This is a genomic window from Nodosilinea sp. FACHB-131 (genome assembly GCF_014695395.1).
Taxonomy (GTDB): Bacteria; Cyanobacteriota; Cyanobacteriia; order Phormidesmidales; family Phormidesmidaceae; genus Nodosilinea.
Map to the genome: position 1 here is coordinate 213,932 of NZ_JACJOF010000004.1, position 15,932 is coordinate 229,863.

Consider the following 15,932-nt stretch of genomic DNA (forward strand, 5'->3'; position numbering starts at 1 on the left):
CAGCAGCACTTTTCTCAGGGTATGGCTTTACGGTTCGGGGGCTAGAAGGTAAAAAGTCGGCCACTTTAACCCGACGTTATCTTGTTGAGACCGTCCAACCGCTTACGATGGGGCAAGCTACGACAGGTCATCAAACCGTCGCCGAGCTTAAATTACGTTGTGTATCGATTTAGTGCATCTGCCTATCGCTGACCGAGCGTATTGATCAAACCTGGTGAATACTACGCTCCTGCTTTGGCATATTAAAGCTGCCCGGCTGCCCCCACCGTGCGTTAATCTCCTATGACTCAAACGTCGCTCTCGATTCAGCAAACTTTTCAGTCTCTGGAGCCGTTTGATCGGCTGCCTGCCGAGGCGTTACAGCAGCTCTTGCAAACGGCCCAGCCCCTCAAGTACCGCGTCGGCCAGCCATTGCTGCGGCGGGAGGTGCTGACCCAGCAGGTGATTGTGCTGCTGGAGGGGCAGGCCCGGCTGCTGGGTTACGACCCGCGCAGTCAGCAGCCGGTGACCCTAGGTCGCTTTAGCCGGGGTGAAATGCTAGGGGTGATCAGCTTGATTCGCGGGGTGCCCTGCGAAACGGTAATCGCCTCAAGCGAGGTGCTGGCCCTCACCCTGCCGTCGTACACCTTCTTGAGTTTGCTCAACGAGTACCCGGAGTTTGGCGGGGAGGTACGCGATCGCGTCTATGCGATCGAGGCCTTTGACCTGGTCGCCGAGCATGCCAAAACCCACGCCCTCGATGTGGGCGATCTCAGGGCCAAGGCCCAGACTGTCTGTGACGAATCGGCGATCGTCACCCTGCCCGCTGGTTCTAACAACCTAGCCCAGCTCGATCGCGCCCTGCTCTGGGTGCTCAGCGGAGGCACGGTGCTCAACCTGCCCGTGGGTTCAACCCTGGCGCTCGATCGGCCCGTGGAGATCCTCAGCCCCCAAGGAGCGCGGGTGCTAGGCATGACCCCGGCGGTGCTGGCCGAAACCCTGCCCGAACCCTCTGATCTAGAGCCAGAAGCCGTTGCTCGATCCGTAGAGGTGCTAGATGTCAACGACATTCCCTACGCCACCGAGGCCGATCTGGGGCCCCGCGCCCAGGCGTCCTCAGCTATAGAGAAGTCGTCGGGCCGCGGCTACCCCTTCGCGCGGGGTCGGGGCGAGGTCGATGGGGCGCTGGCCTGCTTCGACATGCTCAGCCAGCAGTTTTCCATGCCCTTTCGCAAGGACGTGATTCGCCGCATTTTGACCAACCAGCATGAGCGCATGGGCCAGCTGTCGCTGCCGATCTGCGGCTCCGTAAGTGAGATGATGGGCCTCAAAACCCAGCTAGTGCGGGTGCCCGTAGGGGCCTTTGGCCGCCTCAATACCCCCTGCCTGATCCGCTGGCAGGAGAGCTTTGCGGTGCTCTACGAAACCAGCGAAAAAGCTTACATTCTGGGCGACCCAGCGGTGGGCGTGATTCGCCGCACCCCTGAGAGCTTTGCCGAGGCCTGGGGCGAGGGTGGAGAAGTCCTTTTATTAGAGCCCACCCGCGAAACCCCCCAGCAAAAGTTTGGCCTCCAGTGGTTTTGGCCCTCAATTCAAAAGTACCGCTGGGTGCTGATTGAGGTGTTTGTGGCCTCGTTCTTTGTGCAGCTGTTTGGCTTGGCCAACCCGCTGATGGTGCAGATCATCATTGACCGGGTGATTGTGCAAAACAGCGTCGATACCCTGCAAGTGCTGGGCGTTTTCCTGGTGGTGGTGGCCATTTTTGAGGCCCTGCTCACCAGTCTGCGCACCTATCTGTTTGTCGATACTACCAACCGCATCGACATGGCTCTGGGGTCGGAGATCATCGACCACCTGTTTCGTCTGCCCCTGCGCTACTTTGACAAACGCCCCGTGGGCGAGCTCTCCAGCCGCATCAACGAGCTAGAGAACATTCGCCAATTTCTCACCGGCACGGCGCTGACGGTGGTGCTCGACGCGGTGTTCTCGGTGCTGTACATCGTGGTGATGTTCATCTACAGCTGGGTGCTGACCCTGGTCGCCCTGGCCACGATTCCGCTGTTTGTGCTGGTGACAGCGCTGACTGCCCCCATTGTGCGCAAGCAGCTGCGCATCAAGGCTGAGCGCAATGCCGCCACCCAGTCGCTGCTAGTGGAGTCTCTGTCGGGCATTCAGACCGTCAAGGCCCAGAATATTGAGCTGCGCACCCGCTGGAAGTGGCAGGAGCGCTACGCCGAATACGTTAGCGCTGGGTTTAACACAGTGTTGACCTCCACCACCGCCAACTCGGCCAGCAACTTTCTCAACAAGCTCTCGGCTCTGCTGGTGCTGTGGGTGGGGGCCTACCTGGTGCTGGAGGGGCAGCTCACCCTGGGTCAGCTGATCGCCTTTCGGATTATCTCGGGCTACGTGACTGCGCCGATTTTGCGCTTGGCCCAGCTGTGGCAAAACTTTCAGGAAACGGCTCTGTCCCTGGAGCGGCTGTCTGACATCATCGACCATCCTCAAGAGACGGAGGCCGACGAAGCCAACCAGATTCCGATGCCTGAGATTACCGGGCAGGTCACCTTCGAGAACGTGGCCTTTCGCTTTGCGCCCTCAGGACCACTGCAATTGGCCAGTGTTAGCCTGGAGTTTCCGGCGGGAATTTTCATTGGTGTAGTGGGTCAGAGCGGCTCGGGTAAGAGCACCCTGATGAAGCTGCTGCCTCGCCTCTACGAGCTCGAGTCGGGCCGCATTCTAATCGACCACTACGACATCAGCAAAGTCGAGCTGCATTCGCTGCGGCGGCAGATCGGCATTGTGCCGCAGGATAGTCTGCTGTTTGAGGGCACCATTCAGGAGAACATCTCACTCACCAACCCTGATGCTGAGCCCAGCGTGATTATTGAGGCGGCAAAAATTGCCTGCTGCCACGACTTCATCATGGATTTACCCCTGGGCTACAACACCCGTGTCGGCGAGCGGGGCTCGACCCTATCAGGTGGGCAGCGGCAGCGAATTGCGATCGCCCGCACCATTCTGCAAAATCCACGTCTGCTAATTTTGGATGAAGCCACCAGCGCCCTCGACTACGACACCGAGCACCAGGTCTCGATGAACCTCAAAGGCTGGGCCGAGGGCCGCACGGTGTTCTTCATTACCCACCGGCTTAACACCATTCAGCAGGCCGACCAGATTTTGGTGATGGAGCAGGGTTCAGCGGTCGAGCTGGGCACCCACGCCGAATTGATGGAACTCCAGGGCCGCTATTTCACCCTCTACCAGCAGCAGCTCACCGGCGTCTGAACGGCACGCCAATTTTTAATTTTGAACTTTGAATTTAATCCTCCAATTCAAAGTTCAAAATTAAAACTCCCCATCTCCCCTACCCCCTCACCCCCTTACTCCCCTACTCCCCCTACCATGGTTCGCATCAACAGCATCCCCCCTACCCCCCCCGCCACCCCCGACCAAAACGGCGATGTCGTGCTGGCCAACCAGCCCTCGCGGCAAAAGGTGCAGTTTGACAAGCCGGTGATTCTTCGTCAGTCGCCTCGCTGGTCCCGGGCGGTGGTGTGGAGCCTGGTGGGGGTGACAGCGTTTACCCTAGCCTGGGCCTGTTTGGCTAAGTTTGAGGAGGCTATCCCGGCCCAGGGCAAGCTAGAACCCAAGGGCATGGTGCAGCCGGTGCAGGCTCCGGTGGGCGGCGTAGTGCGCGAGGTGCTGGTCGCCGAGGGACAGGCTGTGGAGGTGGGCGACCCGCTGCTGCGGTTTGACCCCGAGACTACCCAGGCTCAGCTCACCTCCCTGGAGACCATTCGCACCAAGGTGCGGGAAGAAAATGCTTACTACAAATCGCAGCTAGCCGACAATATTGAGGCCAGCGCCCCGGTAGATATCGCCCCCGGTTTGATTCAGCTGACCAGCAACCGCGCCGCTCTAGTGGCCGAAAACGCTCTCTACCGCGCTCAGCTAGCGGGGGATGTGACCGGGGAAAGCTTGCCTGTCGCCCAGCGCGATCGCCTGCGGGCTTCTAATGCCGAACTCAACTCGCGCCTCAGCATCGCTAACCTGGAGGTTGACCAGCTGCGTCGCCAGCTCACCCAAACCGAGGCCCAGCTGGCCAATGCCCGCGATGCGCTGCGGGTCAACCAAAATATTCTCGATCGCATTCGGCCGCTGTATGAGGCCGGGGGCATTGGTGAAATTCAATACCTCCAGCAGGAGCAGGAGGTGAATAACCGCCAGACTGAGGTCAATCGCTTGGTGGAGGAAGGGCAGCGGCTAGAGCTGGCGATCGCCCAGGCCCAGGAGCAATTTCGCAACACCTCAATCGCCTCCCAGGATGACCTGCAGCAGCGGATCGCCGCCAACGATAACCAGATCGCCACCATCGATAGCCAACTGACCAAAACCATTCTCGAAAACGACAACCGCCTGCAAGAGCTTGACAGCCAGATTGCCCAGCTTCAGCAAACCCTCACCTATCAAGAACTGCGCGCCCCGGTGAACGGCACGGTGTTTAACCTCAAGGCCAACCAGGCGGGCTATGTAGCTAACTCCACCGAGCCGATTCTTGAAATTGTGCCCAGCGATGCCCTGGTGGCGCGGGTGTTTATCACCAACCGCGATATTGGCTTTGTGCGCGAGGGCATGGAGGTCGATGTTCGCATTGACTCATTTCCCTACAGCGAGTTTGGTGATGTGAAGGGCACCCTGACCCGGATTGGCTCCGACGCGCTGCCCCCCGACCAGATCAACCCCACCTTTCGCTTTCCGGCAGAGATTACCCTAGGCGATCAGGCGATTGCGATCGATGGGCAGCCCGTGAAGCTGCAATCGGGCATGTCCCTGAGCGCCAACATCAAGACCCGGCCTCGGCGAGTGATCACCATCTTCTCCGACCTGTTTGTGCGCAAAATCGACACGATCAAGACGGGCGGCTAGCCATTCAGACAGCGCTTAAAGTTATTACAGATGCGGGTTTGGGGCGTGAGGTGCAGGGTTTAGGGCTGCACCTCACACCCTAAACCCTGCACCTTAAACCCCTTTTTCAGCCTGTCCTCCCCCTGCCGGTTCTTTCCGTGACGACTCATTCATAGAAAAAGCAGACTAAGTCTTCCTGATTTGATAGAATAGCGTCTATGTAAAAAGCGCCGTTGCTTGATTGGGGAGGTCGTTCGTTGATTCATGCCACGCTGCACCAGCTTAAGGTTTTTGAAGCAACTGCCCGCCACGGCAGCTTTACCCGCGCCGCCGAGGAACTCTACCTGACCCAGCCCACGGTGTCGATTCAGGTGAAGCAGTTAACCAAGGCGGTGGGGCTACCTCTGTTCGAACAGATTGGCAAGCGCCTCTACCTCACCCAGGCAGGGCAAAAGCTGCTAGAAACCTGCCAGGAAATTTTTGACGGCCTTGACCAGTTTGAGATGGCGGTATCTGACCTCAAGGGTCTCAAACAGGGCCAGCTGCGCCTGGCGGTGATTACCACGGCCAAATATTTTGTGCCCCGGCTGCTGGGACCATTTTGTCAGCGGTTCCCCGGCATTGATATTTCGCTGAAGGTGACGAACCACCAGCAGATTCAAGAGCGCATGGCCAACAACGATGACGATCTCTATATCATCAGCACGCCGCCCGAGCAGCCCGATCTGAAGATCTACCCCTTTCTTGAAAATCCCCTGGTGGTGCTGGGGCCGCAGGATCACCCGCTGGTGGGCAAGGCGCGATCGCCCATCAGCGTTCTCAATGGCGAGCAGTTCATCATGCGCGAGCCAGGGTCAGGCACCCGTCACGCGGTGCAAAAGCTGTTTGCCGAGCACGATGTGAATGTGAAGGTGCGGCTGGAGCTGGGCAGCAACGAGGCGATTAAGCAGGCGATCGCAGGTGGTCTGGGCATCTCAGTGCTGTCGCTGCACACCATTATCTCTGAGGGCACCAGGGGTGAGTTTGCCATCCTTGATGTTGACCACTTCCCCATCGATCGCCACTGGTATGTAGCCCACCTGGCGGGTAAGCAGCTCTCGGTAGTGTCTCAAGCATTCTTGAGCTATCTGCTGGAGGAAAGCCACACCCTAGTAGAAAACCTGCTGCCGGGGATTAGTCGGGCGCCAGCTGCGATCGACCCTAAGGGTGCAGAGCTCCTGACCAAGGTTTAGCCTGAGAAGGTGAGGCTACCTAAATCCCCCTTCAAAAAGAGGTCTTGTTAACCCATAGACCTACCAACTCTTCTGTTTGAGGCGATCGCTAACCCTGGCCATGAAACAACTCTCGCCGGAACAACGCGAACTGGTATCGTCGCTCGTAAAGCGGCTTGGCACGATCCGTGGGATTAGGGCTGTCGTGCTTGGGGGGTCGCATGCCCGCGATCGCGCTCAGCCAGAGTCAGATATCGATCTCGGTATCTTCTACTCAGAAGCGGATCCTTTCTCTATTCAAAGCCTTCGTGAGCTGGCTGACGCCGTCAACGACACCGCCGCACCAGTAGTCACAAACTTTTATGAGTGGGGTCCCTGGATTAACGGTGGAGCCTGGCTGACCATTGGCGGCCAGCGCGTCGATTTCCTCTATCGCAGCCTCGAACACATGGAGCGAGTCATCGCCGAGGCTGAAGCAGGCCGGTACGAGCTTCACTATTCCCAGCAGCCACCCTTCGGATACTTCAGCGGCACCTACCTTGGCGACATCGCGGTATGTGTTCCCCTGTTTGATCCCGAGGCACGGCTCGATTTGCTGAAGCGGCGGGTCGCGGACTACCCGGAGGCCCTGCGGCGGTCCGTAATGCAGGACTATCTTTGGATGGCCGAATTTGGGCTCGCTGGATTCGCCCGCAAGTTTGCCACGCGCTCTGACAGTTATGGGACGGCAGCTTGCCTAACCTGTGCCGTGAACCAGCTGGTATTGGTGCTTTTCGCTTTGAACCGCACCTACCTGATCAACGACAAGACGGCCCTTGAGGAGATTGCCGAGTTTGAGCAGGCCCCGCGGGAATTCGGGCTTCGGGTGCAGAAGACGCTCGCGCACCTTGGTGCGTCTCCTACGGAACTCATCGCTGCTGTTGAGAGCGTCGCGCAACTGGTTCGGGAGACAGTTGATCTAACAGACGGGCTATACCAGCCACGCTACCCGCTACCAACGTGATTGGGGCCAATCAGCATATTGTTTGATTAAAGAATTCATTCAAAATATTGATGCCTAGCTCACGGCCTAGTCATTCGGTAGCTCTACCTACCCATGTGTTGCCTCGTTAGTAGAGCTGAAATGTCTAACTGGCCTTTTTCGTGCCACAACTATCCCGCTAATTCAGCGTTACAAAAACTTTGGATGGCCAAGCAAGATTGCGCTACGTTGAGAGAAACTTAGGAATAAATTTTGGCAAATATCACTTCTCCCAAGAGGGGGCGTTGTAGATGCGGGCAGGTTCAATTTGAAGTAAGTTCAGAACCTCTAATTACCATGGCCTGCCACTGCACCGGCTGCCAGCAAATGACATCCAGCGCCTTTTCGCTAAGTGCCCTCCACCCGAGCCAAAGCTTCAAAATTACATCGGGTAGCCCGGTGATTGGCGGCCTGCATGGCGCGACCCGCCATTATTTCTGTGGCCACTGCATGAGCTGGCTTTTTACCCGTCCCGAGGGTCTAGATGACTTCGTGAACATCCGCGCCAGCCTAATGGACGATGCTCGGTTGTTTAGCCCGTTCATTGAAACCTATACCGACGAAAAGCTGCCTTGGGCAACAACACCTGCCACCTATAGCTTCAGTAAATTTCCGCCACCAGAACAGTTTCCAACACTACTGGCAGAGTTTGCAAAATGATGGGAGCCACCAAAAGCGAATCTTTTGCCCCTGAAGGTAGGGGTTAGCTCGGTAGGCGCAGCGCTACAGTGTAGGACGGGCGCTGAGATTTTTCTCGTTGGGTTTTGACCAGGCGAAAATCTTGGTCGATATATAGATGGTCAAGGCGAGGCCGAGCTTTGGCGATTTGCTCGTATTGCTTTGTCGTAACGCGATTCTTACCCTGTGTGGGCACAGCGGTTTGCTGCTGAGATGCAGGATTTTTTTGATAATTGGCTACAGTTTGATCGAACCAATCTTGAGCCGCCTCAGCACTAAAGGAAGGCGAACCAAAGCGCAAAACCTGCCGGATACAAACGTTTTGAATTTCCCAATAGTCTTGCCCTAGTTGCCCTGGAGCTGAGGGGTGATCAGCTTCCGCCAGCGCTTGAATTTCGTAGCTCTGCATGATCATGAAATCGTAACTGAGTAGCCAGCGAGAGACCCAGCTCAAAATTGGGGTTTTACGGCCCGGTTTGTAGCGGGCTAAATTGGCGTAAAAGCCATTGTCGTCAAAGATTTGGTAGGACTCGTGATGCACTCGGCCGGGGATGATGTCTTGAAACGGAATAGTAGACCAAATAGGAATCCAAATTCCTTTTAGCAAAGAGATTTGTTGATTCAAATCGGGAGTAGGGTTACGGCGTTCTAACTCACTAAAGAGCGGCAACAGGGTCTCGTTTGCTAAACGAACCTTCTTGGCCATTGGCTCAGCCTCTCGCTCGTCTACTTGCTTCAGCAGACTAGCTTTTAAGGTAGAAGTGCTGGCCGCTGCCAGGGCAGCAGCTTCAAAGGGAGGAGCTAATAAACCAGAGTTCATACTTAGATTTGCCTTGTGCAAAATAAGCCTACAGGCCGCTCCTTCACCATATCCATCCCTAAGCAAAGGCCGAATCACCCAGGGACGGGGGCACATCCTGCCACCGCCCATTGCCCACCGCTCGCACGGCTTCTTTAAGGCTCACATCTCCCGTGTAGAGGGCTCGGCCCACAATTACGCCGGTAACTCCCTGGCTCTCTAGAGCCAGCAGACTCAGCAGGTCGCGCAGGGCACCGACGCCACCAGAGGCAATCACCGGCATCGACACGGCCTCGGCCATGGCTCGCATGGCCGGGATGTTGGGGCCTTGCAGGGTGCCGTCGCGCTGGATATCCGTATAGATCACGGCCGCCGCGCCGCGCTGCTCCATTTGCTGAGCGAGGGCGATCGCGTCCACCTCCGAGGTTTCAAGCCAGCCGCGCGTGGCCACCTTGCCGTCGCGGGCGTCGATGCCAACGATGATCTGGCCAGGAAATTCGCCGCTGAGATCGCTGACCAGCTCGGGATTTTCGATCGCAGCGGTGCCGAGGATGGCGTACTGCACGCCCAGGGAAAATAGATCGGTGACGCGGGCGCGATCGCGCAGCCCGCCCCCCACTTCGATGGGAATGTCTACGGCTTGGGCGATCGCCTCAATAGCCCGCCAGTTCTCAGGCTTGCCTGACTTGGCCCCGTCGAGATCTACCAGGTGTAGCCGAGTTGCCCCCTGGTCTACCCACTGCCGCGCCACCTCCACCGGGTTGTCGTTAAACACCTCGGTTTGGGCATAGTCGCCCTGATACAGCCGCACACAGCGACCGTCAATCAAATCAATAGCGGGGATGACTTCCATGGGTAGAAGAGAAGTAAACGTTCAATTCAACAGGCAAAATTCTGTGTGCCAAGTCTACCCATTCTATCGGGCTATACCCTATTCACCGGCCCCAAATTCCCGTAGACTCCTAAATGCGAATCACCACCGAGAGCCATGCTAGACCTGACTGGTAAAAACGCCCTGGTAACGGGCATTGCCAACAATAAATCTATTGCCTGGGGCATTGCCCAGCAGTTGCACAAAGCCGGGGCCAACCTAGGCATCACCTACCTGCCCGACGAGAGAGGCAGGATGGAAGGCAAGGTCAAAGACCTGGTTGACCCCCTCAACCCCAGCTTGTTTTTGCCCTGCAATGTACAGGATGAAGCCCAGGTTGAGCAGGTCTTCAGCACCATTGGCGAAAAGTGGGGCAAGCTCGATATTTTGATTCACTGCCTGGCCTTTGCCAATCGGGACGATCTAACGGGCGACTTCAGCAATACGTCTAAAGCAGGCTTTCAGCTAGCGCTAGATGTCAGCGCCTACTCGTTAATTACCCTGGCACGTGGGGCTAAGCCGTTGATGACCGATGGCGGCAGCATTGTTACCCTTACCTACTTGGGCGGCGCGCGGGTGGTGCCCAACTATAACGTTATGGGTATCGCTAAGGCAGCACTAGAAATGAACGTGCGCTACCTAGCCTCTGAGCTTGGTCCCAACAATATTCGCGTCAACGGCATTTCCGCTGGCCCCATTCGCACCCTGGCTTCGTCAGCGGTGGGCGGCATTCTCGATATGATCCACCACGTCGAAGAAGTTGCTCCCCTGCGCCGCACCGTCACCCAGACCGAAGTGGGCAATACAGCGGCATTTCTGTGCAGCGACCTATCCACGGGGATGACTGGCCAGATTCTCTACGTCGATTCTGGCTACTGCATCATGGGCATGTAGGGTCGGTGCAGTTCCTAGAGGTCTGAGTTGACAGATCGACCTAGGCACAGCAAAGAAGAATCCTGGGATCTTGCTGCTGCAGATGGCTTAGTCGAGCTAGTTAAAATAGAGCCTGGAATCGCAGGGAATAACTCGACGACAGTATGACGAGAGCAGTCCTTCGACCTGGGCTGTGGACGGTGGTGGGTCTAGTCGCCGTGGGTGGGCTGCTGCGGGTTTCGGTCGATTGGCGACTGCTGGGGCGATCGCTTACCTACCCAGATACCCCCATTACCTCGGCAGACTGGTACCAGCCTCAGCAACTCGTCCCCGGCGTTGGTCCTCAAGCCCCACCGCTGGCGAAGGCCGAGCCGACCGAAATTCCGCCCGAGGCGCTGCAAAAGGCACTAGACTTTGCCGAGGAGCAAAACTCGGTGGCGCTGCTGGTGATGCACCGCGATCGCCTGGTGCTGGAGCAATACTGGCAGGGCCACCAGGCCAATGACCCCGTCAACTCGATGTCGATGGTCAAAACTCTGCTGGCGCTGCTGATCGGCGTGGCGATCGACGAAGGGCACATCGGCTCTATCCAAGACCCTGTCGACACCTACATCTCAGAATGGGCCAACGACCCCAGGGGCGACATTACCCTGGCCGACCTGCTCTACATGCAGTCGGGCTTGCGCAACGACAGCCGCATCGACACGCTGCGCTCTGACCTGGTGCAGCTCTACGGCGGCTCGAATACCCAAAAACTCATTCTGGATATTCCCTTGGAAAGCGCTCCTGGGGAGGCGTTCGACTATAGCAACTTCAACTCACAACTGCTCAGCATCGTGCTAGAGCGGGCCACAGGAGAATCCTTTGGTGACTACCTGAGCCGTCGCCTCTGGCAGCCCCTAGGCGCGGGGGATGGCTTTCTCTGGCTAGACCGTCCGGGGGGGAGCGCAAAACCTTTTTGCTGCTTTTTCGCCACCGCTCCAGACTGGGTGCGGCTGGGGCAAATGCTGCTGCACGGGGGTAAAGTGGGCGATCGCCAGGTCATCCCCAAAAGCTGGCTAGAGCAAATGTTGGTAGCATCGCCACTGGAGCCAACCTTTGGCCTGCACATTTGGCTCAAAGCCCGCACCGCCGACTACCCCCAGGTCAACCGGGCTTCGTCGGCCCCATTTGCCGCTGCCGACACATTTTATCTCGACGGTCGCCACCACCAGCGAGTGTACGTGATTCCGTCAGAGGAGCTGGTGATCGTGCGCCTGGGCGAAGAGCCCTTCGCCTGGAACGATGCGGTGATTGTGAATGCGATCGTGGAGGGGCTGCGATCGCGGCAGGAAAGCGATCGTGCTGGGTCAGTACCGTAGCCCGATGCTCCCAGGACAATTGAGGCTAACTCTCTTGATGAGAGCCATCGCTTAAGGACTGCCGCCCAGGAAGGCGAAGCTTTGATTTTCCTTAAGGCTGACTTTCTGGGGGGCCGAATGTGGTTTACTAGCGTTTTTCTGCCCCAGGGTAGGCGTTCCTAATGCTACGGCCTTCTGGTCTAGACTTGCCGTTGCCTCTCCGTCTCCAGCGATTGGTGCAGCGGGTTGCTGTCATTGTTGCCGTAGCCTGCTTTTTGGGATTGCTAGCCGCCAAAACAGAATGTGCAGCACCGCCACCCCGCGAGCCACTGGCCACCGACTTCTTCTCTCAGGCCCTAGATACTGGGGCTGAGCCCAACGGTGCCGTCACCAACTACGACCGCGCCCTCACCCTGCCCGCTAACCGAGTTGAGACCTTCCCACCCAAGCCTCTGCCTACCGCTCCCTTTCTGCGCCCCAACGGGCTGTGGAACGGAAGGCTCATTCTCCCCAGTGAGGCCGAATACGCTGCCGTCCCGGGCGACTGGGTGTGGATGGATCTGTGGTATAGCTCCCCTGACTTTCCTGAACTGGCAGGCCAAAGGGTGAAGCTCACCTGGAAACCCAATGCCCAATCCCAAGCCTATATGAAGGCCGTTACTCGTGATGTTGCCTTTAATAGCCAGGCCGAGCGGTTTTTGGCCAACGGCAACATATTGCCCACCCGGCTGAATGGCCGCAAGGCGGTCGGGCCGCTGCAATCTCTAGCGGGGGCACGACCCAACGATGACGTTACCGTCCGTTTGGCCGAGGTGGAGGTGGTCACAGAAGGCGATCGCCCCCTACTGCGGGTTGGCCTTGAGCCCATTCAAATCACCGGTAGAGAATATGGCCTGGTAAAGCTCCTGGGGCCTGACGAAACCGTCAAGACTTCGCCGCCTACGAGCTGCCCTGGTGAGCCGCCCTGCCCAACCGAATACTTTCGGGTTCAGTTTTATAACGCCGGATCGGGTAACTTTAGCGGTCCTACGGGCACTGTGCATATTCCGCAGCAGCCGGCGATGGCAGGCGATCGCTTCATGTCTAACCTGCGAAACTTGGTCGAGTCGCCCGCCGGCAGCGCTGGCTGGTATATCTATGGCAGCCGCGCCGAGGACGGTCTATTCACTGTGCAGGCCCTTAAGCCCAGAGCCCTGGTTCAGCTTCAGCCTGACGATGTGGTGCTTGGGTTGGTCCCAGGTCGCCGCTACGTCGATCACGACAACTGGCAAGGCACGCCCCAGCGCCAAGGCACCCTTCAGCGCCTGCTGGTGAGCGCCACCGCTGGCAGTGCCGACACCGCCCAAGCCCAGTGGCAAGAGGGCGACTATGGCCTCGTGATTCACCTCTTCGGCGGCATCGGCGGCGAGAAAGCAGAGTTTGCTCCAGTCGGCACCATAACTGGCCACTTTGCCTACGGACTAGCGCAGGTGGTGCGCGAACCTATCACCAACGAGCTGCAGTTTGATATTCAGTACCAGCAGATCTACGCCCACAACCCTAACGGCATTGTGTCTGGTGCCCACGACTGGGCCGACTACATGGGCGACATGCAGCGGGGCTGGCTCGGCATTCGCCCCGTGTCCGATGTGGTGGTCAAGCTCGACGCCTTCATCGCTCCGTTTCAGTTTGGCGACATGCGCATTTCGCTGTTTCGCGAGCTGTTGCTACAGCTCCAGGTGATTGCAGCTCGCTATCGCGTTGGCGATGGCACGGGCGTGGCTCCGGTCACCCCCGCCACGTCCTGTGTGCAAGACTCGAACCAGGCCTTGTTTATTGCGATTCAGCAGATTCGCCGTCAGATCGACAGCCAGCCTGAGATTGCCGCCTGGGTGCAGCAAAACCCTGATAGCCCAGAGGTCGAGCGATCTCGACGTTTTGCCGCTTTGGGCAACGACCTCGAAGCGATGCTGGTGCCCTACGGTGTGGTGCGTCCCGACTGGCAAGCCAATGCTGAATCGCTGGCTGGGGTTGACTCAACCGGCGATCTTACCAACAGCCGCAGGTTGTTGAGCGGTATGCTCACCTGGCACAGCATGATGCCTCGTTGGGCCCACGACCGGGTAGCCCGCATTTTTTTGGAGCATGGCGGTCAGCTGTGGTTTTTGCGTACCAACATGGTGGGCGGCTTTGACCCGATGGTGCAGCCGCTTCCCCCGACGACTTTTTTTGGGGGTGTTCTCATTTTGGGACGGGGCACCCAGCGGCTGGCCGATGCCTTTGCCACCGGGTTGAGCTGGCCCATGGGCTTGCTGGGGCTGGTCATGCTGTCGCTCTACGGCCTGGTGGCGCTGCCCTTTGGGTTGAGAAAACGATTTTTGGTGCGGCAGCAGGCGGTGGTTAGCCCAGTAGGCTTTGCTCTGGACGCCCTGCGCCGCTTCGTTGCCCCTGCCCTGCTCGAAGAAACGATCTTTCGCGTCATACTGCTGCCCCACCCGGTGGAAGGGGTGCCCAGCGATCGCTGGCTGCTGTGGGGCATCGTCAGCTTTGTGGCGTTTATTCTGTATCACGTTGTGTTGGATAGAACCCTGTACAGAGGGGCTGGGGCTGGCCTCTCTGACCCTCGCTTTTTGGTGCTAGCGGGCTGGTTGGGGCTGGTACTGATCGGCGCGTATTGGATTACGGGATCACTTTGGTTGGTGGTGCTGATGCACTGGGTGGTGGTGCTGGTGTGGGTGTATCGCTTTGGCGGCTGGGCGCGGTTGGGTGGTGTGAGGGCGGTCCGGGGTAGAGGGCGCAAGCCGATCGCGCCGTTTCGGCAGTGACGGGCTTGCAGTGTAAGGCTACGGGAATAGGTAGAAATGACGATGCGATCGCCCAAAAATTTACCTAGGCACTCTTAGATTCCTGTGGCACAATACCCAGCGGAGCATTGCAGACCAGTGGGTGGCCCCACCGCCGCCTGCGACAGGTCATCTGTCGCTGATGTTTATCTAAAGGAAAGCAAGGGTGTTCCCTATGTCTTTGACTGATACTGATTTGTCGCCCAACCAAGATTTTTTCAACGAAGAAGAAGCTGTTGTTGAATTTACTCCCAACGAATCCTTCTTCAGCAGCACCAGTGTGTTGACCCTGCTAGCCGCTTTCGACCCCAGCTTTGCTGACCTAGTGGCCGATTTGGCCAGCGGCCTGCCCGATGCTACTGGCCAAATTTCTGTGGAAGATGGCCGGTTTGCTGCCAACCTGCTGCTGGCCGATGGCACGGCCCTAACGGGCACCTTTGATGCCCCTACAACTCTGCGAGGCTTTGCCGATCTGGCCGCTGTCTCAGATGGCACCTTCACCCTAGATGGGGGAATCTTAGAGGCGGCGATCGCCACTGATGGTCAAACAGCTACCTTGCCACCGGTTGACCTAGCTGCTGCCGCTAGCACCTTCGTGCTAGATGCCATCAATGCCATTGATGACACCGTACCGTTTGCCAACGGCGCGTTTACCCTCGATTTAGCCACAGCTCTAGGCCCCCTCAGCGGCACCGTGGATGTGGCCGGGGGTGATCTCAACCTCGATCTGGCCACGCCTTTTGGCCAGCTAGTAGCCGACATTGACTTTGAGGATGACGCGGTCTTCCCCTTCGCTACGGCGCTGCCTCTGGTGAGCGACATCAACGGTGTCGTGGACTTTAACAGCGGCAATATTGTGGCATCCTCAAGTGTCTATGGCGATCTGTCGGTGCCCCTCTCGGCGGTGACTGGGTCGCTGAATTTCGCTGACGGACTGGCTAGTTTAGACGCCTCGGTGCCCATCAGCCCTAGTCTGAGCCTGCCGGTCGCGACCGATCTTAACATCGGTCCATTGGCTAGTGAATATGTGGCCGGGTTTGTTCAAGACCTAAACGGTACTGGTACGATCACCGACGGCGTGCTTGATGCTGCGATCGAAAGCCCATTGGGGCTGTTTGAAACCGCCTTTGACGTAGTGGCCTTCACCAACCAGGGCGCCGACTTCTTTGCCGGTATCGATGGCGTTATTGATGTCAGTGGCGGCATTGCTACGGCCTCGTTGACTACGCCCCTCGGCGACATCAACGACAGCTTTGACCTAGCAACCGTAGCACCAGCGCTGGAAGGTTCTGCCGCTGCGCCGATCTAGGCGATCGCAAAGCCTCCAAAGAGCCTCTCAGACAGAACTGTAGGAGGGTGCATGATCCTTTCGGGGTCGGGTTTTAGCCGTTGCACTCTCCTTTTTTTGGTCTTTTAGAAGAGCCCCGGCT

The 15,932-nt window shown here is 57.9% G+C and carries 11 protein-coding genes; 9 read left to right on the forward strand and 2 right to left on the reverse strand.

All coding sequences use genetic code 11. The features are described from left to right. Positions 1–282 precede the first annotated feature (282 nt). The 5 genes from H6F75_RS01815 (at position 283) to H6F75_RS01835 (ending at position 7,779) form a co-directional block, all read left to right on the forward strand. A complete protein-coding gene (locus H6F75_RS01815; protein ID WP_190748636.1) occupies positions 283–3,267 on the forward strand; it encodes a peptidase domain-containing ABC transporter in 2,985 nt (994 codons plus the stop codon). Positions 3,268–3,384: 117 nt separating this feature from the next. Beyond that, positions 3,385–4,908 carry an HlyD family efflux transporter periplasmic adaptor subunit gene (locus tag H6F75_RS01820; RefSeq protein WP_190748638.1) on the forward strand — a complete coding sequence of 508 codons (1,524 nt, stop codon included), beginning with the start codon at positions 3,385–3,387 and terminating at the stop codon, positions 4,906–4,908. Positions 4,909–5,144: 236 nt separating this feature from the next. Then, a complete protein-coding gene (locus H6F75_RS01825) occupies positions 5,145–6,119 on the forward strand; it encodes a LysR family transcriptional regulator (protein ID WP_190748640.1) in 975 nt (324 codons plus the stop codon). A gap of 100 nt (positions 6,120–6,219) precedes the next feature. Further along, complete coding sequence (locus H6F75_RS01830) at positions 6,220–7,101, forward strand: nucleotidyltransferase domain-containing protein (RefSeq protein WP_190748642.1); 882 nt, start codon at positions 6,220–6,222, stop codon at positions 7,099–7,101. Between the two features lie 231 nt (positions 7,102–7,332). Further along, positions 7,333–7,779 carry a GFA family protein gene (locus tag H6F75_RS01835; RefSeq protein ID WP_279308274.1) on the forward strand — a complete coding sequence of 149 codons (447 nt, stop codon included), beginning with the start codon at positions 7,333–7,335 and terminating at the stop codon, positions 7,777–7,779. A 43-nt stretch (positions 7,780–7,822) separates the two neighbouring features. Here the strand turns inward: H6F75_RS01835 and H6F75_RS01840 are convergent, their stop codons facing one another. Both H6F75_RS01840 and hisA read right to left on the reverse strand, forming a co-directional pair. Then, entirely contained in the window at positions 7,823–8,617 is a 795-nt protein-coding gene (locus tag H6F75_RS01840; RefSeq protein ID WP_190748646.1) for a hypothetical protein, read from the reverse strand. Between the two features lie 58 nt (positions 8,618–8,675). After that, positions 8,676–9,449: a 1-(5-phosphoribosyl)-5-[(5-phosphoribosylamino)methylideneamino]imidazole-4-carboxamide isomerase gene (hisA, locus tag H6F75_RS01845; protein WP_190748648.1), complete on the reverse strand. Its 774-nt coding sequence runs from the start codon at positions 9,447–9,449 to the stop codon at positions 8,676–8,678. 135 nt (positions 9,450–9,584) lie between these two features. Between hisA and fabI the strand changes: the two genes are divergently transcribed. The 4 genes from fabI (at position 9,585) to H6F75_RS01865 (ending at position 15,811) form a co-directional block, all read left to right on the forward strand. Further along, positions 9,585–10,361, forward strand: coding sequence for an enoyl-ACP reductase FabI (gene fabI / locus H6F75_RS01850; RefSeq protein ID WP_190748649.1), 777 nt, complete (start codon positions 9,585–9,587; stop codon positions 10,359–10,361). A 143-nt stretch (positions 10,362–10,504) separates the two neighbouring features. Further along, the gene (locus H6F75_RS01855) at positions 10,505–11,701 is read left to right on the forward strand and encodes a serine hydrolase (RefSeq protein WP_199303699.1); all 1,197 of its coding nucleotides are present in this window, start codon (positions 10,505–10,507) and stop codon (positions 11,699–11,701) included. Positions 11,702–11,862: 161 nt separating this feature from the next. Beyond that, the gene (locus tag H6F75_RS01860) at positions 11,863–14,484 is read left to right on the forward strand and encodes a CPBP family glutamic-type intramembrane protease (protein ID WP_190748651.1); all 2,622 of its coding nucleotides are present in this window, start codon (positions 11,863–11,865) and stop codon (positions 14,482–14,484) included. A 193-nt stretch (positions 14,485–14,677) separates the two neighbouring features. Then, complete coding sequence (locus H6F75_RS01865) at positions 14,678–15,811, forward strand: hypothetical protein (protein ID WP_190748653.1); 1,134 nt, start codon at positions 14,678–14,680, stop codon at positions 15,809–15,811. Positions 15,812–15,932: the final 121 nt, after the last annotated feature.